The 17,463-nt window shown below is 63.3% G+C and carries 19 protein-coding genes; 8 read left to right on the top strand and 11 right to left on the bottom strand.

The window, feature by feature from the left end; genetic code table 11:
• Window positions 1–156 precede the first annotated feature (156 nt).
• The 7 genes from LDN85_RS04905 to LDN85_RS04875 are packed head-to-tail and all read right to left on the bottom strand — an operon-like array spanning window position 157 to window position 7,127.
• Window positions 157–627 carry a DUF3237 domain-containing protein gene (locus LDN85_RS04905; protein WP_223944757.1) on the bottom strand — a complete coding sequence of 157 codons (471 nt, stop codon included), beginning with the start codon at window positions 625–627 and terminating at the stop codon, window positions 157–159.
• The gene (gene menE, locus LDN85_RS04900) at window positions 624–2,174 is read right to left on the bottom strand and encodes an o-succinylbenzoate--CoA ligase (protein WP_223944756.1); all 1,551 of its coding nucleotides are present in this window, start codon (window positions 2,172–2,174) and stop codon (window positions 624–626) included. The genes LDN85_RS04905 and menE overlap by 4 nt, the downstream gene beginning before the upstream one ends.
• Before the next feature lie 12 nt (window positions 2,175–2,186).
• Window positions 2,187–3,512: an MFS transporter gene (locus tag LDN85_RS04895; RefSeq protein WP_026548246.1), complete on the bottom strand. Its 1,326-nt coding sequence runs from the start codon at window positions 3,510–3,512 to the stop codon at window positions 2,187–2,189.
• Between the two features lie 32 nt (window positions 3,513–3,544).
• The gene (locus tag LDN85_RS04890) at window positions 3,545–4,000 is read right to left on the bottom strand and encodes a MaoC family dehydratase (protein WP_026542563.1); all 456 of its coding nucleotides are present in this window, start codon (window positions 3,998–4,000) and stop codon (window positions 3,545–3,547) included.
• Window positions 4,001–4,031: 31 nt separating this feature from the next.
• A complete protein-coding gene (locus LDN85_RS04885; protein WP_223944755.1) occupies window positions 4,032–5,264 on the bottom strand; it encodes an acyl-CoA dehydrogenase family protein in 1,233 nt (410 codons plus the stop codon).
• Window position 5,265: 1 nt separating this feature from the next.
• On the bottom strand, window positions 5,266–6,156 hold the full coding sequence (locus LDN85_RS04880) for an amidohydrolase family protein (protein ID WP_026542565.1): 891 nt from the start codon (window positions 6,154–6,156) through the stop codon (window positions 5,266–5,268).
• 2 nt (window positions 6,157–6,158) lie between these two features.
• Window positions 6,159–7,127, bottom strand: coding sequence for an SDR family NAD(P)-dependent oxidoreductase (locus tag LDN85_RS04875; protein ID WP_223944754.1), 969 nt, complete (start codon window positions 7,125–7,127; stop codon window positions 6,159–6,161).
• Between the two features lie 139 nt (window positions 7,128–7,266).
• On the opposite strand from LDN85_RS04875, the gene LDN85_RS04870 reads away from it, so the two are divergent.
• From LDN85_RS04870 to LDN85_RS04850, 5 genes are all read left to right on the top strand, one after another.
• Window positions 7,267–7,725, top strand: a complete 459-nt coding sequence (locus tag LDN85_RS04870; protein ID WP_026548243.1) for a MarR family winged helix-turn-helix transcriptional regulator — start codon at window positions 7,267–7,269, stop codon at window positions 7,723–7,725.
• Between the two features lie 128 nt (window positions 7,726–7,853).
• Window positions 7,854–8,072: a hypothetical protein gene (locus LDN85_RS04865; RefSeq protein ID WP_081733408.1), complete on the top strand. Its 219-nt coding sequence runs from the start codon at window positions 7,854–7,856 to the stop codon at window positions 8,070–8,072.
• Window positions 8,073–8,180: 108 nt separating this feature from the next.
• Complete coding sequence (locus LDN85_RS04860; protein ID WP_223944753.1) at window positions 8,181–8,849, top strand: glycosyltransferase family A protein; 669 nt, start codon at window positions 8,181–8,183, stop codon at window positions 8,847–8,849.
• Window positions 8,825–9,049: a hypothetical protein gene (locus tag LDN85_RS04855; protein ID WP_223944752.1), complete on the top strand. Its 225-nt coding sequence runs from the start codon at window positions 8,825–8,827 to the stop codon at window positions 9,047–9,049. Before LDN85_RS04860 ends, LDN85_RS04855 begins: the two co-directional genes overlap by 25 nt.
• A 10-nt stretch (window positions 9,050–9,059) precedes the next feature.
• Window positions 9,060–9,791, top strand: a complete 732-nt coding sequence (locus LDN85_RS04850; RefSeq protein WP_091554291.1) for a DUF72 domain-containing protein — start codon at window positions 9,060–9,062, stop codon at window positions 9,789–9,791.
• 28 nt (window positions 9,792–9,819) lie between these two features.
• Here LDN85_RS04850 and LDN85_RS04845 read toward each other — a convergent pair whose 3' ends face one another.
• Window positions 9,820–10,281 carry a GatB/YqeY domain-containing protein gene (locus LDN85_RS04845; RefSeq protein WP_091554289.1) on the bottom strand — a complete coding sequence of 154 codons (462 nt, stop codon included), beginning with the start codon at window positions 10,279–10,281 and terminating at the stop codon, window positions 9,820–9,822.
• A gap of 219 nt (window positions 10,282–10,500) precedes the next feature.
• Here LDN85_RS04845 and LDN85_RS04840 point away from each other — a divergent pair, with 219 nt between their 5' ends.
• A complete protein-coding gene (locus LDN85_RS04840; protein ID WP_026548241.1) occupies window positions 10,501–10,785 on the top strand; it encodes a DUF3040 domain-containing protein in 285 nt (94 codons plus the stop codon).
• 10 nt (window positions 10,786–10,795) lie between these two features.
• Here LDN85_RS04840 and LDN85_RS04835 read toward each other — a convergent pair whose 3' ends face one another.
• Window positions 10,796–12,067, bottom strand: a complete 1,272-nt coding sequence (locus tag LDN85_RS04835) for an FAD-dependent oxidoreductase (RefSeq protein ID WP_091554287.1) — start codon at window positions 12,065–12,067, stop codon at window positions 10,796–10,798.
• A gap of 119 nt (window positions 12,068–12,186) precedes the next feature.
• On the opposite strand from LDN85_RS04835, the gene LDN85_RS04830 reads away from it, so the two are divergent.
• Window positions 12,187–12,972 (top strand): histidine phosphatase family protein, encoded by a 786-nt coding sequence (locus LDN85_RS04830; RefSeq protein ID WP_091554285.1) that lies wholly within the window; start codon window positions 12,187–12,189, stop codon window positions 12,970–12,972.
• Complete coding sequence (locus LDN85_RS04825; protein ID WP_223944751.1) at window positions 12,956–13,879, top strand: NAD(P)H-hydrate dehydratase; 924 nt, start codon at window positions 12,956–12,958, stop codon at window positions 13,877–13,879. Before LDN85_RS04830 ends, LDN85_RS04825 begins: the two co-directional genes overlap by 17 nt.
• 13 nt (window positions 13,880–13,892) lie before the next feature.
• Here the strand turns inward: LDN85_RS04825 and LDN85_RS04820 are convergent, their stop codons facing one another.
• A complete protein-coding gene (locus LDN85_RS04820; RefSeq protein WP_223944750.1) occupies window positions 13,893–15,554 on the bottom strand; it encodes a RecQ family ATP-dependent DNA helicase in 1,662 nt (553 codons plus the stop codon).
• A 270-nt stretch (window positions 15,555–15,824) separates the two neighbouring features.
• On the bottom strand, window positions 15,825–17,384 hold the full coding sequence (locus LDN85_RS04815) for a glycoside hydrolase family 32 protein (RefSeq protein ID WP_223944749.1): 1,560 nt from the start codon (window positions 17,382–17,384) through the stop codon (window positions 15,825–15,827).
• Window positions 17,385–17,463 lie beyond the last annotated feature (79 nt).

Here is a 17,463-nt window from a genome sequence, read left to right as displayed (position 1 = left end):
GGGGTTAGGTGTGAGTCGATGATGCGTCTTGCTCAGAGTGAGTCGTGCTTATCGTAATGCCCCGGAGGCGAATTAGGCAGTTCGATGGAGGAAATTTACCCGGATTTAGCTTGGTAACGGATTATGTCGGCCGGTAGCCGCCTCTCGGATCTTTAGCTACCCGACAGTAAAGACATCGATTTCCACCGAACCAGGCCTTCGGCGCCCGGTTCCGAGAGTGACTACCCTGTTCAGCCAGGCCAGTTCCGGAGCGGCGGTGGAAAACCGTGGGGTGCAGCGGAAATAGATCAATGCCGGGTCTACGTCCTCACCGCGGTTGAGCCTGTCCAGGTCTTCCGCCGCTCCGGAACGAAGCGCCTGGTTGTGGACGTAGACCATGGCTCCGTCCTCAAGTTCCACAACGTACCTGGCGTCCAGCTCGGTCAGTCCGGCGTCGCGCTGGACCTGGTAATCGGCACCCGCCGGCAGCACCTTTCCTTGAAGGCGTGGTCCGGACACGGTTCCTCCCACGATGGGGATGACCCGCCGTTGCCCTTCCGGGGTCATCCCGACATCCAGCGCCAGGCCCACTTTGACATTGAGGGTGGCGAGGAACGTCAACGCAGGAGCTTCGGGCAAGCCGGTCACAGCGCGTACTGCTTCCGAAGGTCCATCTTGCGGATCTTGCCGCTGGCGGTGCGTGGCATCTCCTCGACGAACACCACTGACTTGGGGATTTTGTACCGGGCCAGCCGGCCTTCCAGGTGCGAGCGCAGTTGGTCCTCGCTCAGGGAACCGCCGTCCCGCAAGGTGACGATAGCCCGGGGTACTTCGCCCCATTTCTCGTCGGCAACGCCGATCACCGCCACACTTCCCACTGCGGGCAGCTCAGCGATGGCTGCCTCCACCTCAGCCGGGTAGATGTTCTCTCCGCCGGAGATGATCATGTCCTTGAGGCGGTCGGATACAAACAGGAATCCCTCGTGGTCCTGATGGCCCATGTCTCCGGACCGGAACCATGAGGAATCGGCGTGGCTCTCCGCGGTGGCCTCCGGACGGTTCCAGTACTCCTTGATGACGTTGGGTCCGGAGATCTGGATCTCCCCCACCTCGCCAACTGCAGCCATTCCGCCCATGGGATCGACGATCCGCACATCGGTGAAGAAGTGCGGCAGCCCGGCTGATCCGGCCTTCTCCTTGGAACGCGATACCGGCAGCATCGTAGCCCCGGGCGCCGTTTCGGTCATGCCATAGCAGCTGGTGAATCCGATACCACGGGCTTCGTAGGCCTCCAGCACCCTGGCCGGAACCGCGGAGCCGCCACAGGTGAGCTTGTCCAGGGACGTCAGGTCCGCCGTCGACCATCCGGGGTGGTCGCAGAGCATCTGGAAGGTGGTGGGCACACCGTTGAGGGTAGTGACCCTATGCAGGCCCACCAGCTCCAGCACCCGGCCGGCGTCGAATTTGGCTTCAAGCACCACCGTGGCGCCCTTGAGCAGCATGGGCAGCAGGCCCATGTCCAGGGAAGCAACATGGAAGAGCGGTGAAATCATCAGCGCCACGTCGTTGCGGTTCAGGTCCATGTCCACCACGGTGTTGATGCAGTTCCAGGTGATGTTGCCGTGGGTCAGCAGCGCACCCTTGGGCTTGCCGGTGGTGCCGGAGGTGTAGAGGATCATGGCACCGTCCTCCAGCGTTACCGTCTCATCGAGCGGCGCGGCGGACGCTGCCGCCATTACTTCCCCATAGTGCTCGACGCCGGACGGCAGCTTCAGCGCGGAACCGTCAGTGTCGTCGTCGGGCGCCACCACCAGACGGTGGGTTACGAGTGTCTCCTTCACCGATGCGGAGGCTACGGCGTCCAGGGCCGCGGCGTTGACCAGGAGCCGTGCGCCGGAGTCCTGCAGCTGGAATTGCAGTTCAGGGGCGGCGAGCCGGGTGTTGAGCGGGACAAAGATGGCGCCCAACAACCCGCAGGCAAAAAAGGTCTCCACGAAGGACGGATGGTTCTCCCCCAGGTAGGCCACACGGTCCCCCTTGGCTACTCCCCTGTCCTTGAGGGCGTTGGCCAAATGGTCGGTCCGTTCGGCGAGGGCTGCGTAGCTCAGGGTTTGCCCGCCGGAGATGAGGGCCGTTGCGGCCCCGGACTTGATGCGGCGGCGGTGCAGCCAGGATCCAACTCCGTTGTTGTCCATGGTGCGCAACTCCTAACTGACCGTTGAGAGGTCGTTGTTCTTAGACTCCCGCGTCAGCAGGATGAAGACAATCGAGACCAGCGACATGACGGAGAGGAACACCACCACGGGCACGATGCTCTGGCCTGCGTCCTTGTACAGTCCGGCCACGATCCCGGGGGTGAAGCCTGCACCGATCAGTGTTGCCAACTGGTAACCGACCGCTGCACCGGTGTAGCGGTTGGTGGTGCCGAACTGCTCGGAGACAAAGGCGGCGAGGGGTCCGTAGAGGGAGGAGTGCAGGATCAGTGCCACCGTGAAGGCCAGGAAGACCAATGCGATGTTGCCGGAGCTGAGCATTCCGAACATCGGGAAAAGGTAAAGGATGAACAGCGCCAAGCCGGTGACCATGACCGGGCGTCGGCCGAGGCGATCGGACAGGCGGCCTCCCAGGAGCACGAACAGGATGGAGATGGCCGAGGCTCCGGCGAACGCGTAGAGAACTCCTTGCTGGGGTGCGCCCTTGGATACCGCGTACGTTACGGCGAAGGTCGGCAGGACCACTTGGAGGCCGAATCCGGCCGCACCGGCAAACATGATCATGACCAATGCTTTGGGGCGCTTCAGGACTTCGAGAAGCGGGATTTTGCGCTTGGTGCCCTGGGCGCTTTCCTTGGCCACAGCTTCGGCAAAGATGGGGCTCTCAGAGACCCGCAGCCTCACGAACATGCCCACGATCAGCAGCACAAAGGACAACAGGAACGGCACGCGCCAACCCCAGGCCAGGAACGCGTCCTGGGGAAGTGCGGAGAAGATGCCCATGACTACGGTGCCAAGGACGGCGCCCGTAGGTGCACCGGCATTGACGAACGAGGCTGCGAATCCGCGCCGCTTGGGATCCGAATGTTCCAGGGCCATCAGCGCGGCCCCACCCCATTCGCCGCCCACGGCGATTCCCTGGCAGACACGCAGGACCACCAGGATCACCGCACCCCAGGGACCAATAACGTTGGCGCCTGGAATCAGGCCGATCAGCGTTGAGGCAATGCCCATCATGGCCATGGACACGATGAGCATGCCCTTGCGGCCGATTCTGTCACCGAAATGGCCGAAGATGATGCCGCCCAGTGGGCGGGCCACGTAGCCTGCCGCGAACGTGGCGTACGCGGCTACTACTCCCACCCATTCATCAGTGCCGGCGAAGAAGACTTTCGGGAAGGCGACTGCTGCCGCTGTTGCGTAGAGCAGGAAGTCGTAGAACTCTATGGTGCTGCCCAAATAGCTGGACATGATGACCGTGCGCGCTTCTTTGCGTTTGGCGGCCGTGCTCGACGCGGCGAGCGCAGTGTGTCCTGACATGGCTGTTCCTTGGGAGAGGAGGGACGGGATTCTTACTTGTAGAAACGGGCGAGGAATTCGGCGACGACGGCGGGGCGTTCCTGGCCTTCGATTTCGATGGTGGCGTTGACCTTGATTTGGGCGCCGCCTTTGACTTCGGTGACCTCGGCGATGCTGCCGTTCATGCGGACTTTGGAGCCGACCTTGACGGGCGAGGTGAAGCGGACTTTGTCCAGGCCGTAGTTGACCTTGGTGGTGACCCCGTCCACGTCGAAGAGTTCGCCCCAGAACGGGATGATCAGGGACAGGGTGAGGAAGCCGTGGGCGATCGGGGCTCCGAAGGGTCCATCCTTGGCGCGCTCGGGGTCAACGTGGATCCACTGCTGATCGTCCGTGGCATCGGCGAACAGGTTGATTTGCTGCTGGGTAATTTCGCGGTAATCGGTGGTGCCTAGGTCCTTGCCGGACATGGTGAGCAAGGTGTCGAAATCGACGACGAGATTGGGCATCTTTGCCTCCTGTTGATTGGTTTGAAAAGCGTTAGCTGGTGAAAGCGCCGGCGCCGGTGAGGGCGCGGCCGATGATGAGGGCGTTGATCTCGTGGGTGCCCTCGTAGGAATAGACGGCTTCGGCGTCAGCGTGGAAACGCCCGACGTCGGCGGCCAGGGTAATGCCGTTTCCGCCCACCACTTCGCGTGCCAGGGCGACGGTTTCGCGCATCATCAGGGACGTCTGCATTTTGGCCAGCGCCGAGTCCTGGTCCCGGTAAATCCCCCAGCCCTGCTGCTCGGTCAGCCGTACCACCAGCGAAAGCGATGCCGTGACGTTTCCCAGCATCCGGGCCAGTTTCTCCTGGACCAGCTGGAACGACCCCAGGGACCGGCCGAACTGCTGCCGCTCCTTGACGTACGCCAGGGCGGCTTCGAACGCGCCGGCCTGGATGCCGGTAGCGATCCAGGCAACGTCCGAGCGCATCGCCCGCAGCATCGCGGCGACGTCCTTGAACGAGTTCACGTTATGCAGGCGCATGGCGTCCGGGACCCTGACATTATCAAGGGTGATGTGGGCGTTCTGCATCATCCGCAGCGAGGTCTTGCCGTGGATTTTCTCCAAAGACACCCCTTCGGCGGTACGGTCCACCAAGAACGCTTTGACCTGCCCGTCCGCGACGTCGCGGGCGAACACGCACAGCACATCCGCTGTGGAGGCTCCACCGATCCACCTCTTGGCGCCGCCCAAAACCCATGTTCCGCCGTCGGGGTTGGTTCCGGTACCCGGTTCGAACCGGGCGGTGGTGGCAAGGCCGCCGGCGATATCCGAGCCGTGTTCAGGTTCAGTCAGTGAGAAGACGCCCTTGAGGGAGAAGTCGATGACGCGGGGCATCCACTCCTTTTGCTGTTCCTCCGAGGCACCAACCCGGATCGCGGTCCTGAACAGCCCAGCCTGCGCGGTGTACCACGTAGCCAACGATGCATCCGTGCGGGCCAGTTCGAAGATCCGGAAGCCGTGGTAGATCCCCCGGGCCGGTGCATCGACTGTGAGATCTGCCGGTTCCATCAGGTCCAGGTCGATCAGCGGCCGGGCCAGTTGCTCCGGGAATTCGCCGCGTTCCCAGTACTCGGCCAGCAACGGCTTCGCCTCGACGGTCAGGAACGTCCGCAGCCGGCCAAGGACCTTGCGCTCTTCGGTGGTGAGGAGTGCTTCGGCGTCGTACCAGTCCGCCACGGTATACAGCCGCTGATCCGTCTCTGTTGCTGCCGTCGTCGTGGTCATTTCAGCCTCCGAGTCCGAGGAGGCGGACGGCGTTGTCCTTGAGGATCTTTGGCCGGACTTCGTCTTTCAACGGCAGGTCAGCGAAAGCACCCAGCCATTTCTGCGGGGTGATCAGCGGGAAGTCCGTGCCGAACAGCACCTTGTCCTGCAGCACCGAATTCGAGGCCTTCACCAGCGACTCCGGGAAGTACTTCGGCGACCATCCGGACAGGTCGATGAAGACGTTGGATTTATGCGTCGCGATCGAGTTTGCCTCGTCCTGCCACGGCACCGAGGGGTGGGCCATGATGATCTGCAGTCCCGGGAAGTCCGCGGCTACGGCATCGAGCAGCAACGGGTTGGAGTACGCGAGCTTGATTCCGTATCCGCCGGGAAGGCCCGCGCCCATGCCGTTCTGGCCGGTGTGGAAAATGCAGGGCAACCCCAACTCCTGCAGCGTTTCCCAGAGCGGGTAGAACTGTTCGTTGGACGGGTCGAAGCCCTGCAGGGAAGGGTGGAACTTGAACCCACGGGCACCAAGTTCCACTGCCTGGTGCTTGGCCCCGGCGATCGCGTCCTCCCCCGTCCTGGGGTCAACACTGCCGAACGGGATCAGCACATCGTTGTTGCGGGCAGCCCCGGCAATCAACTCCGGGATGCTGTTGGGTTCGTGCTTGAGCTGCGTCCGGGCGTCCACGGTGAAAACGACGGCGGCCATGTTCAGTTCCCGGTACAGCTCGGCGATCCTGTCCAGCGACGGTGTCCGGTCCTCGGCCTTGAAGTACTTCGCCGAGGCCTCCGTCAGCGCGTCCGGGAGCGAGCCGTGTCCGCAACTGTCCACCTCGAGGTGGACATGCATATCAATGGCATCCAACGCCGAAGCGTCGATGCCCAACTCATAACGGTCAGCCATGATCAGCGTGCCTGCACGGGTTCAGACGTGGCCGGCTCAGCCTTAACAGGCTCGGGCTGCAGCTCTGCGGGCAGCGGCAGGAATTCCTCACCGAAGCTTTGCAGGGTGTCCGAACTGAACAGGGACCCGGCGTTTTCCTGCAGCGCCTCGTAGTCCCACCCGCCCTGCCGGTACTCGGTGGTTGCTGCCTCGGGGTGCGTCCAGACCTGCAGCCGGTCACCTCCGGCACCAATCGCCTGGCCGGTAATTCCCGCAGCTGCGTCAGAGGCGAGGAAGGCAATCAGCCCGGCGACGTCGTCGGCCGTTCCAAAACCAAGATCATGACGGAAGAAGGACGGCATCGCCTCACCACGCTCTTCGGCCTCGACAGCCTTCTGGAAATACGGGACGGTCTTGGTCATTGCCGTCGCGGCCACCGGGATCACGGAGTTCACCGTCACTCCGGCCTTCTTCATCTCCAGCGCCCAGGTGCGTACCATGCCCACGATCCCGGCCTTCGCCGCAGCATAGTTTGTCTGCCCGAAGTTGCCGCGCTGCCCGGTGGGCGAACCGATGGTGATGATCCGGCCCGCGACGTTGTTTTCCTTGAAGTACGCGAATGCCTCACGCACACAGGTGAATGTGCCCTTCAGGTGCACGTTGATGACCAGGTCAAAATCCTCGTCCGTCATTTTCAACAGGCTCTTGTCCCGCAGGATCCCGGCGTTCGTGACCAGGATGTCCAGGCGGCCGAACGACTCTACAGCGCCCGCCACCAAGGCTTTCGCGGCATCGGTCGAGCCCACGGGAACCACCACTGCGGTGGCCCGGCCGCCGTCGGCCTGGATCTGCGCGACTGCGGCGGCAGCGGTTTCGGTGTTGACGTCATTAATCACGACGGCGGCCCCCTGGCGGGCGAGCTCCCTCGCGTAAGCCAGTCCAAGACCCTGCCCACTCCCGGTAACGATCGCAACCTTGCCGTTCAAGCTCATGCCGTGCTCCTTCGCGTGCAGTAACCGGCCGGAGCCGGTGGGGCCGATCCCACGGCGTCGTGAGATCCTTGTCATGATCAATGAGAATACGGATCATTGAAAAAGTCAACGATTGTTTTTCATTACTATTGGAGTTGTCATGGGACCGCAGAGTACCGAAGTGGAAATCCCGCGCCTGGCCGCGGCCAAAATCGGAAACGACGTGGGCCTGCTGTTGGCCAAGCTGCATGCCACCGGCTCACTCCTGAACAACAAGGCGCTGGCGGACTATGGACTGCGGGAACGATCCTTTTCCGTGCTCACCCTGGCGTGCAGCGGACTCGAACCCACGCAGCGGGAGCTGGCCGATTTCCTCAGCCTTGACCCAAGCCAGGTTGTCAGCTTGGTGGACGACCTCGAGCACCGGGGCCTGGTCAAGCGGGCGCAGGGCAAGCAGGACCGCAGGGCAAAGATCATCGTCTCCACTGCCGAGGGCCGGCGGATCCATACCAAAGCACGGACCGGGCTCGAAGCATGCGAGCAAACCCAGCTGGCGGCACTGACCGATGAAGAAAATGTGCAACTGCGGGCACTGCTCAAAAAGGCGCTGTGGGGCTAAGCTTCCCTCCGCGCCCGCCCGGCCGGGACGTAACTGCGAGCGGTCCTGGACATCTGCACATCACATCGCGTCTACCGTAGGCACATGTCCATACCGGCCCGGAGCAGCTTCTGTCAGGATCGGAAACTATGGACTTCCCACTCTTCCACGATCCCCTGCAGGGCAGCGTCAGTGTCGACGCGTCCGTGCGTGAGCCCAAACCCCACCGCCAGCCGCGCAGTTCCAACAGGCCGGCGCGTCAAGGAACCGGCCCATCCACGCCGGGTCGAGCCGTCAGGCAACGTGAAGTGGCCAAGGTAGCCGAAGACCTTCGCGCCCTGATGGAGAGGTCCGGAGCGAGGGGCTGAAAATAGCCCGCTCCTTGACGCAGCTTGAGGAATAGAACCGGCCCAAGTGGGTATAGATAGGGGAAACCCATCTCAATCCATACCAATCCTGAGGGCCGGAGGTGTGCTGTGGGCTGGAAAACTTCCACGCGGTGGGCAGAACCAAACAACGTTTCCGAAACGGCGACCACGGACGTGCTCATCCCTACGTGCGATCGACCCGCCGAGGCGGCAGTTACCCTCGCCGGCTTGGCGGCGCAGTCCGAACCCCCGTTCAGGGTGGTGATGAGCGATCAATCCACGGACAGCCCGGACTGGGAACATCCTGCCGTCGCCGCGGTCATCCGGGTACTTGAGGCCCAGGGCAGATCTGTTGCCCTTTTCCGCCACCTCCCTCGGCGTGGGCTTGCAGAGCACCGGCAGTTCCTGCTGGAACAGTCCACCGCAGAACAGTGCCTGTTCCTGGACGACGACGTGTGGCTGGAGCCTGGCGCCTTGGATCGCCTCAGCCGCGCCCTGGATGAACTGGGTTGCGGTTTTGTGGGCATGGCTCCCCAAGGCCTGTCCTATCTGGGCGAGAGGAGGCCGGATGAGACGGCCGGATTCGAACCGTGGCAGGGCCCTGTGATGCCCGAACGTATCCGCCCGGGCACCGCTGCCTTCAACCGTTGGCCCCTTCACACAACGCCGCCAACCTCAGCCACCTCAGTACCGATCTTCCCCTGCCTCCGGACGGATGGGTGCCCTACAGGGTTGCCTGGTTGGGCGGGTGCGTGCTGTACAACAGGCACGCCTTGATCGAGTCGGGCGGGTTCAGCTTTTGGCGTGGACTCCCGGCCAACCACGCCGGAGAGGATGTGGTGGCGCAGTGGCAGGTCATGGAGAGGTTCGGGGGTGCCGGCATCCTGCCTTCGGGCGCGGTCCACCTCGAGTCGCCTACCACCGTCACCGACCGGCGGGTTGAGGCGTACGACGTCGTGCTGGGCGCCAAGGACTAACATCCACACCATGGCGATCCACATCGGCACATCAGGCTGGAGCTACGATCACTGGGAGAACGTGCTCTATCCGCCCGGACTTCCCGCGTCAAAGCGCCTGGCCCTGTATACCGCGAGGTTCAAGACCGTGGAACTCAATGCGAGTTTCTACCGTTGGCCCCGGGAAACGACGTTCGCCGGCTGGCGTGAACGCCTTCCGCCGGGCTTCGCGATGTCGGTCAAGGCCCCCCGGGGGCTCACGCATGCCAAAAAGCTCTACAGTCCCGAGGTCTGGGTGGAACGGATTACCCGCTGCTGGCATGAGCTCGGTGACAAGCGGGCCGTGCTCTTGGTCCAGCTGCCACCGGGATTTGCCCGTGACCATGCGAGGCTCGACTACTTCCTGGCCGCATTGCCCCATTGGATCCGGGTAGCCGTCGAGTTCCGCCACGACAGTTGGGACCATCCGGAGGTGTATGCGCTGCTGGAGCGGCATGGCGCTGCCTACTGCATCATGAGTGGCGCCAATCTGCCCTGCATCCTCCGCGCCACCGCACCGTTTGTGTACATACGGCTTCACGGCCCGGACCACGAGCACCTTTACGGCGGCTCCTACTCCGATGACGACCTTCGGTGGTGGGCGGACCGGATCCGCGAATGGGCCGGCGCGGGCAAGGACGTGTACGCCTACTTCAACAACGACGGCGGCGGCAATGCCGTGCGGAACGCTGAGACGCTGCGGTGGCTGCTTGGGGTTGGCTGACGCATGGCGACACCAACCCCACGGCCACTCAAGCCAAACGGCCCCGCACGATTTCGCTGACCGTCTTACCGTCGAAGCGTCCTGCAACTTTGGCGGTGACAGGCTTCATGACGGCTCCAATGGACCGCATGGAGAGTTCCTGGCCATCTGCGGTCAAAGCCGTGATGGCCTCGTCCACGATTGCCTCTACTTCTTCGCGGGTGAGCGCCTTGGGGAGGTACGCCTCAATAATCTCCGCTTCGGCTACTTCGGCTGTTGCCCGGTCCGCCTCGCCGGCTTCAGTGTAGATCCGGGCCGTGTCGCGGCGCTTGGCAGCTTCCTTCTGCAGCAGCGAGGTGACTTGCGCGTCGTCGAGCTCCACCGGCGTCTTGCCCGACTTTTCCCGCGTGCTGATCTCGCCCAACACGTTGCGAACCGTGGTCAATGCGACCTTGTTGCCGGCCTTCATGTGGTCAACGACGTCCGCTTTCAAGCGTTCTTTGAGTGTCATGATGTTGCTCCTTGTTTGGTGTTCCCAGTGCTATCTTCCCAGCTTGGGTGCCGGAGAGGGGCCTCCCGTCCGGCGAGGGGAAGCACACAGTACGGGCGACATGCTTGCGGTCTGAATAGTAAGCATGCTTAGCTTATTGGGTCACTGGAAAAGGGTCGCCCCTGAACCGGTTGATCTCCAATCTCACAAAGCAGCCTCAGCGCTTAAGGAGGGACTCCCATGCCACTTTCTGAAAGGGAGCGCAAAGTACTTCAGCAACTTGAGCGCGAACTGTTCATCCAGGATCCCGACCTGGCCCGGCAACTCGAATCCGGGGTACCTGTGCCCGGACCGGCGCAACCCCGCCTCCGTGATGTCGTGGGCGCTGCACTCGGGGTCCTGCTGATGCTGCTGGCGATTCCCTTGCACGTGTTTCCCCTTGCCCTTGCCGGGGCACTCTTCGTAGTCCATGCACTGGTGGCACACCGCAACTACAAGAAAGCGGCGGGGTCACAGCTCCTTTGAGATCCCGTACTTAGCTTGGATCCTGGTCCGGTGATTCCTTCTCGACAGGCCCGCTGACCACCACTTGGGCAGGACTATGGAGAAGATAGCCATTGAGCCAGGAGAACAAGGCACGGACCTTTTGTTGCAGCCCCGAAAGCAGGGCCAGATGCACCAGCAGCCAGGACAGGAAGGCAAGGACGCCTTGCAACTGGACTCGCTTGCGGCCCAGCTCCGCCACTGCCGCGCCACGCCCGACCATGGCCATGTAGCCTTTGTCCACATAACGGAATGGTGCCCGGCTGCCCCCGTCCAGGTCCGCGAGGATGTTTTTGCCGGCCCATTTTCCAGCCTGTTGAGCCACCGAACCCAGCTGCGGCAGCTTTGCCCCCGTTGAATCCGTGATGTTCGCTGCGTCTCCAATGACGTAGACACCGTCCACGCCCGGAGCGGTCAGGTCAGGATGAACGTCAACCCGGCCCCCTCTCCCCTGGGCCAGTCCGGAACCATCAATCAGGCCGCCGGCTTTCAGCCCTCCTGCCCACACCACGATTTGTCCCGGTACCGAAGTTCCATCTGCCAAGGCCACCCCGTCGGGACGGACCTCGGTGACGCCCACCCCCATGTGCAGTTGGACCCCCACTTTCTTCAAATGCTCCGTGGCATACTTCTGGGACTTGGCGGAGAACATGTTCAGGACGCTGGGGACCATATCCACCAGATGCACCCTGCACCGCGCGGCAAGCTCCGGCGAGAAATACTTGCTCACAACGTATTTGACGTTCTCTGCCATCGCTCCCGCGGTTTCCACGCCGGTAGGGCCGCCTCCCACCACCACAACGTCAACGGAACCGTCCGGGTTTCTGTCGGCCTGGTCCAGCAGACGGGTGAGGCCCGTGCCAAGCCTGGTGGCATCAGTGACCGAATAGAGGGGGAATGCCAGTTCCGCCGCACCCGGAGTGTTGAAGAAGTTAGGGACCGCCCCTACGGCGATCACCAGGATTTCTCCGTGCACCGTGCGGCCATCGGTGGTGGTGACCGTCCGTTCAGCCGCGCTGACTGACTCCACTTTCGCGGTGAGGACCTTGACGGTCTTGTAGCGACGGAAAACCGAGCGCAGGGGGCGGGCAATGGCTGAGACACCTATCTGGGACGTCGCAACCTGATAAAGCAGGGGCTGGAACTGGTGATAGTTGTTTGAGTCGATGAGCAGGACGCGGATGCCTTTGCCCCCCAGCTCCTTGGCTGCTGCTACGCCTGCAAATCCGGCACCGACAATGACCACTGGGTATGAGTCCTCCATGCGAGCAACTTACTTCACTCCAAGTCCGGACAAAAGGGGTTCCCAATCCCCCGTTTACCATCCGGCCTTGGCGGGTACGCAGTGGGTAGTGTTCTGCATTCGGCAACGCACGCGGAGGGGTGATCTTTGTGGTTGAGGACGGGCTGACGGACGCAGTGCAGGAGGCTGGTGCCGTGGAATTGCTGCTGATCCGGCACGGCGAGAGTGAAGGCAACGTGGCCGCGACGGAGGCGCGCCTGGCCGGGGCCGAGGTTATCCAGGTGCCGGCCAGGGACCCTGACGTGAACCTCTCCGCTACGGGCCAGGAGCAGGCGAAGGCATTGGGGACGGCGCTGGCAAGGATGGCTGAGGAGTTCCGGCCCGATGCTGTGGTGTCCTCACCCTATGCCCGGGCCCGTCAGACGGCCGAGATCGCCGTGGAGGCGGCAGGCTGGCCGGTAAAGGTCCTCATCGATGAACGCCTGCGTGACCGGGAGCTGGGGATTCTGGACAGGTTGACGCGACTAGGCGTTGAGGCACGCTACCCGGACGAGGCCGAACGGCGGCTCTGGCTCGGCAAGTTGTACTACCGGCCGCCGGGTGGTGAGTCCTGGGCCGATGTCGCCCTCCGGCTCCGCTCGGTCCTGGACGAGCTCAACACACTGGGAAACGGCCACAGGGTGATGTTGGTCTGCCATGACGCCGTCATCCTCCTTGTCCGTTATGTCCTGGAAGGAATGTCCGAGGACGAGATCCTGGACCTGGCAGCCACCACATCGGTGCTGAATGCCTCCATCACCCGGTACGTCCGTCCCACGGGTGCCGGCCCTTGGCAACTGGAGAGCTTCAACGTAGCTGACCATCTGAAAGAGCAGGGTGTGGCAGTGACCGAACATGCCGGAGATGCCAGTGTCCACCCCCAGTGAGCCCGGCAACCCCACTCTGGTGACCCCCTCCCTGCTGCGGGACTGGCCCTTGCCCGCTCCCGGCGAAGACAAGTATTCGCGCGGAGCGGTGCTGGTCATTGGTGGCGCGCGGGCCACCCCGGGCGCAGCCCTGTTGGCCGGCATTTCGGCGCTCCGTGCGGGTGCTGGAAAGATCACGCTGGCTGTGGCAGGGTCCGTGGCGCCGCAGGTGGCCGTGGCCCTGCCCGAATGTGGGTCTGTGGGCCTGCCGGAGAACGCCGACGGCTCTGTCACCGGCGAAGGGCTGGACCGGGTGGCAGCTTATCTGGAGAAGGCCGACGCCGTCTTGATCGGTCCGGGACTGGACGACCGGGACCTTGCCGAGCATCTCCTGGACGCCCTTCTGGCGCGGGAGGAAGGCGAGGGTGGCGACGGCCCGCAAGGAGGGCCCGCCGTCGTGCTTGATGCTTATGCCTTGGGCGGGCTGGCCCGGATCGAAGACCGGCTTGGCCCATGGCGTGGCCGGCTGCTCCTGACTCCCAACCCGACGGAAGCGGGAATCCTGCTGGGACGGGACGTTGAGGACCTGGAGAGGGATCTGGTGGCCATCGCCCAGCGCTTCGGCGCAGTGGTCAGTTGCCAGGGCTTCATCGCCGGACCCTCATCCGGAAGTTCGCAGGAACCGGGACTGTGGAAGATCACCACAGGTTACGGCGGACTGGGAACTTCCGGCAGCGGGGACGTTTTGGCCGGCACCATCGCCGGGCTTCGGGCCAGGGGCACAAGCGGCGTGCAGGCAGCGTGCTGGGGCACCCACCTTCACGCCGCCGCAGCTGATCGTTTGGCGAGCAAGCTCGGTCCGCTGGGCTTCCTGGCCCGCGAGCTCGCCGATGAGCTCCCGGCATTGATGCTGGAGCTGAACACCTGAGGCGCCCTGGTATCTAGGCCGGCTTCAACAGCTCATGTTCGACGACGGCGGATCGGGACAGGGTCTTGTACCCCTCCTGCTCGAAGAGCACAGTCATGACGTCGTCCTCGTGCCGCATCACCAGGCCTTGGCCCCATTCCTTATGGACCACAGTGGATTGGAGCGGAAACAGTTCAGGTGCCGCGGTGTCATCCGCTGCGTCCTGGAGATTCACCCTGTCCGCGGAATCCTTGCAGGCATCGCAGTTGCCGCAGGGCTCGGGCATGTCCTCGCCAAAGTAGCCCAGAAGGAATTGCCGGCGGCAGCCGTCGGTCTCCGCGTAGCCCCGCATCATGGTGAGCCGGGATTGTTCCACCCGTTGCCGGGCCTCTGCACGTTCTACAGCACGGCGCACCAGCGCGGAAAGTTTGGCCTTGGAAGCAAGGCGGACACCGCGCTTCCCCGTGGTGACGGCGCCGGCATCTTCCAACTGGTTCACCAGTGCAGTGATCCGGCGCCCTGGAAAGCCCGTGAGCTCAACCAAGGCGGTTTTCGGAGCCGGTGCGCCTGCATTCCTGATGACTTTGAGCACCGCGGTGAGCGCCTCAGGATCCGGGGAGTGTGTAGTGAAGAACTTGCGAAGCCCCAGGTCTTCGGCACGATAATGCAGGACCGCCTGGGCAGGCTCGCCGTCACGCCCGGCCCGGCCGATCTCCTGGTAGTACGAATCCAGGGAATCCGGAATGTCTGCGTGGACCACGAACCGGACGTTTGGCTTGTCGATCCCCATGCCAAAGGCAGTTGTGGCAACAACAACGTCCAGTTGGTCATCCAGGAATGACTCATGGACCTTCTCGCGGTCAGTGTCGGACCGGCCCGCGTGGTAGGCGTCGGCCCGCAGGCCTTCCTCTGCCAGCTTGGCCGCGTACTTCCCGCTGTCCTTGCGGGTTGCCACGTACAGCAAGCCCACTCCCCCGGCCTTGGCGAGGGCGGCAACCTGCTCCACCACGGCTTTGCGCTTGCCCTTGTCCTCCTGGTGCCGGACCACATCGAGGCTGATATTGGGGCGGTCAAAGCCGCGGATCAGGACCAACGGGTCCTTCATGCCCAGCCGCTCCAGAATTTCGTTGCGCACCGGCGGTGAGGCGGTAGCAGTCAGCGCCACTACCGGCGGGTTGCCCAACTGTTCGCGGACGGTACCCAGTTCCAGGTAGTCGGGCCGGAAATCATGGCCCCAGGAGGAGACACAGTGCGCCTCGTCCACCACGAACATGGTGATGTTCAGCGCCGCGATCCGGTCCACGGTGACCTGCTTGGCCAGTTGCTCCGGGGCAAGGAACAAGAAGGTGGCCTGGCCGGATTCAGCCGCCGCCCAAGCCGCCTCCACTTCCGAATCGCTGCGGGAGGAGTTGATGGCCACGGCGGCGCCGGGGCCAAGGTCCTCGGTGAGCCCGTCCAACTGGTCTTCCTGCAAAGCAATAAGCGGAGAAACCACGACGGCGGGCCGTCCCGTTTGGTGGTGAAGGTACCGGGCAGCGACCTGATAGGTAGCGGACTTTCCGTAACCGGTGGGCATGACCGCGAGGACATCGCGGCCTTGGACGAGGGCGCTCATCCCAGCCAGTTGGCCGTCGCGCAATTCGGGGAGGGAGAAATCGGACGCCGCGAGGGCGCTCAGGGCAAGGTCATCAGACATTCGTAGGGTGGCTCCGCATAGAGTTTCCTGCGGCCACTTGCATCAGCCGAGGTGACCAGCCTATCGGAGCCGGGGACCCGGCGTCGTGCGTTGCCTGGTCGGCTGTGGATAACGCCTTGTTGGCTGCGACCTGTCGTTGTACAGGGTGGATCAGGTGGGTCACCCGGGTGCTTGTCACATGCGAACTGCCCAACGGACCCGGAAGAACGACGGCGACGCACCCGCCTGCTGCAGCGTCGCCGTCGTTCTTTCCAGCCGTGGGACGCAGGCTTAGATGGGGTTCCCGAACTCGTGGATGGTGATGCCGGTGAATTTGGCCGGACCGCCGTCCGCATAGAGGGAGATCCCCGTGTCCCCGGCCGCGAAGTGCACCTGCTGCGAAACCACCGTGTGCCCGGAATTTACGAACACCTCAACACTTTGGGTGTCTACAAAGATGCGCAGGTGGACGGATCTGGCGTTCGCATCGATGGGCGCGGCGGCGCGGGTGTAGGGTGCCAGCGCATAACCGCTTTGCTCCGAGGATGCGCGATCGACGTACAACTCGTCACCGTATTTGCCGATGTTCGTATGGCGGCTGCCATCGGACGAGCGGCCCACCGAGACTCCCACGTTCGCTGCCGTGTCCCATGAAATATCGAGTTCCAGTTCATACGCCCGGCCGCTCCACGGAAGTACGAAACTGCCGTTGACTGTGCGGTCCGGAAGGGTGGTGCTGGAGGTGGCATAGTTCGAAAGCGCCGGAACGGGCGTGCTGAGCAAGGTATACCAGCCGCCCGATTGGCGCTCGAGCCTGAGCTCGCGCGTGATGGAATTTTGCCCGTTGTAGCCGTCGGACGCGTCCGTGGGCACGTTGCGGGCGGCATATTTCCAGTTGTTCATCCACGCGGTGGCAAGCCGCTTGGTCTCAGGTGCTTCGGCGGCCGGCCAAGTCACGGCGGCGTACCAGTCCCATCCCCAGTCAAGCCACTGTGGTGTGAGGTTGTCGGCGATGAATGCTGTGCCGTTCCATGAACCTGTCCAATAGGCAAAGGTCATGGGCAGGCCGATGCTGTAGGCGTCCATGCTCGCCCCGAACACCCAGTGCCGGGTTCCGTCTCCTGCGGTCATTTCGAACAGATCCGGGCATTCGATACCGCCGAGGGCGTGGTTGGGGTAGTCGAAGTTGGACTTCCATTGCCAATCCCGCAGGTTGGGAGAGGTGTAGAAGGCAGCGTAGCGGGCCCTGCCGATGACACAGACCCACTCGTTGCGCGTCGCGTCCCAGTGAATTTTCGGGTCGCGGAACCATTCTGCGTTCTCCACCTCGGCGGGGGTGGTGGCCGTCCGTCCATCAGTGTTCACAATGACCGCGTCAGGCAATGCGGTGAAGGAGTAGCCTCCATCCGTGGACCAGTAAAGGTACTGTTCCTGGAATTTCCGGACTCCGTCCGTGGGTTGGGTGGCGAGCGCGATGACTGCGCCGGCGCCGAAGCCGGCGGTGTTGGCGGTGTCCACTACTGCCGATCCCGACCACACGGGGAAGTCCGGCTGCAGTGGCATCACCACTCCATGGTGGGTGTAGGACACTCCGTCGCCGGTGGTCGCGTGGTCCCATCCGCCCGGTCCGTTGTTCTGGCCGGAGTGGAGGTAGTAGAGCTGGTAGGCGCCGTTTGTATGTACGGGTCGCTGCGGATCACATAGCCAGCCGGAGGGCGGGGTCATGTGGTAGATCGCCCGGAGGGATGTCTGGGCGTGGGCGGCCACGGGAATGGCATTGCTCATGAAAAGTGCCAAGGCACCAACCCCTGCACCTTGCAGGGCAGTGCGGCGAGAGATGTCATACGTCATCGATTCGTTTCCTCTCAGTGTTCGGCGGGCGCGACGACACGCCAAACGTCATGGTGATGGGTGTGTGAGACCGTCGGGA

Origin of the sequence: Arthrobacter sp. StoSoilB20, from assembly GCF_019977295.1 — a bacterium.
Classification (GTDB): domain Bacteria; phylum Actinomycetota; class Actinomycetes; order Actinomycetales; family Micrococcaceae; genus Arthrobacter; species Arthrobacter nicotinovorans_A.
This window is presented reverse-complemented; position numbering and strand designations above follow the sequence as displayed.

Coding starts and splice junctions, on each gene's coding strand:
- LDN85_RS04835 (WP_091554287.1), bottom strand. CDS start 12,067: ATGGAGGACTCATACCCAGTGGTCATTGTCGGTGCCGGATTTGCAGGC.
- LDN85_RS04870 (WP_026548243.1), top strand. CDS start 7,267: ATGGGACCGCAGAGTACCGAAGTGGAAATCCCGCGCCTGGCCGCGGCC.
- LDN85_RS04845 (WP_091554289.1), bottom strand. CDS start 10,281: ATGACACTCAAAGAACGCTTGAAAGCGGACGTCGTTGACCACATGAAG.
- LDN85_RS04880 (WP_026542565.1), bottom strand. CDS start 6,156: ATGGCTGACCGTTATGAGTTGGGCATCGACGCTTCGGCGTTGGATGCC.
- LDN85_RS04865 (WP_081733408.1), top strand. CDS start 7,854: ATGGACTTCCCACTCTTCCACGATCCCCTGCAGGGCAGCGTCAGTGTC.
- LDN85_RS04875 (WP_223944754.1), bottom strand. CDS start 7,127: ATGAGCTTGAACGGCAAGGTTGCGATCGTTACCGGGAGTGGGCAGGGT.
- LDN85_RS04895 (WP_026548246.1), bottom strand. CDS start 3,512: ATGTCAGGACACACTGCGCTCGCCGCGTCGAGCACGGCCGCCAAACGC.
- LDN85_RS04890 (WP_026542563.1), bottom strand. CDS start 4,000: ATGCCCAATCTCGTCGTCGATTTCGACACCTTGCTCACCATGTCCGGC.
- LDN85_RS04815 (WP_223944749.1), bottom strand. CDS start 17,384: ATGACGTATGACATCTCTCGCCGCACTGCCCTGCAAGGTGCAGGGGTT.
- LDN85_RS04820 (WP_223944750.1), bottom strand. CDS start 15,554: ATGTCTGATGACCTTGCCCTGAGCGCCCTCGCGGCGTCCGATTTCTCC.
- menE (WP_223944756.1), bottom strand. CDS start 2,174: ATGGACAACAACGGAGTTGGATCCTGGCTGCACCGCCGCCGCATCAAG.
- LDN85_RS04840 (WP_026548241.1), top strand. CDS start 10,501: ATGCCACTTTCTGAAAGGGAGCGCAAAGTACTTCAGCAACTTGAGCGC.
- LDN85_RS04885 (WP_223944755.1), bottom strand. CDS start 5,264: ATGACCACGACGACGGCAGCAACAGAGACGGATCAGCGGCTGTATACC.
- LDN85_RS04850 (WP_091554291.1), top strand. CDS start 9,060: ATGGCGATCCACATCGGCACATCAGGCTGGAGCTACGATCACTGGGAG.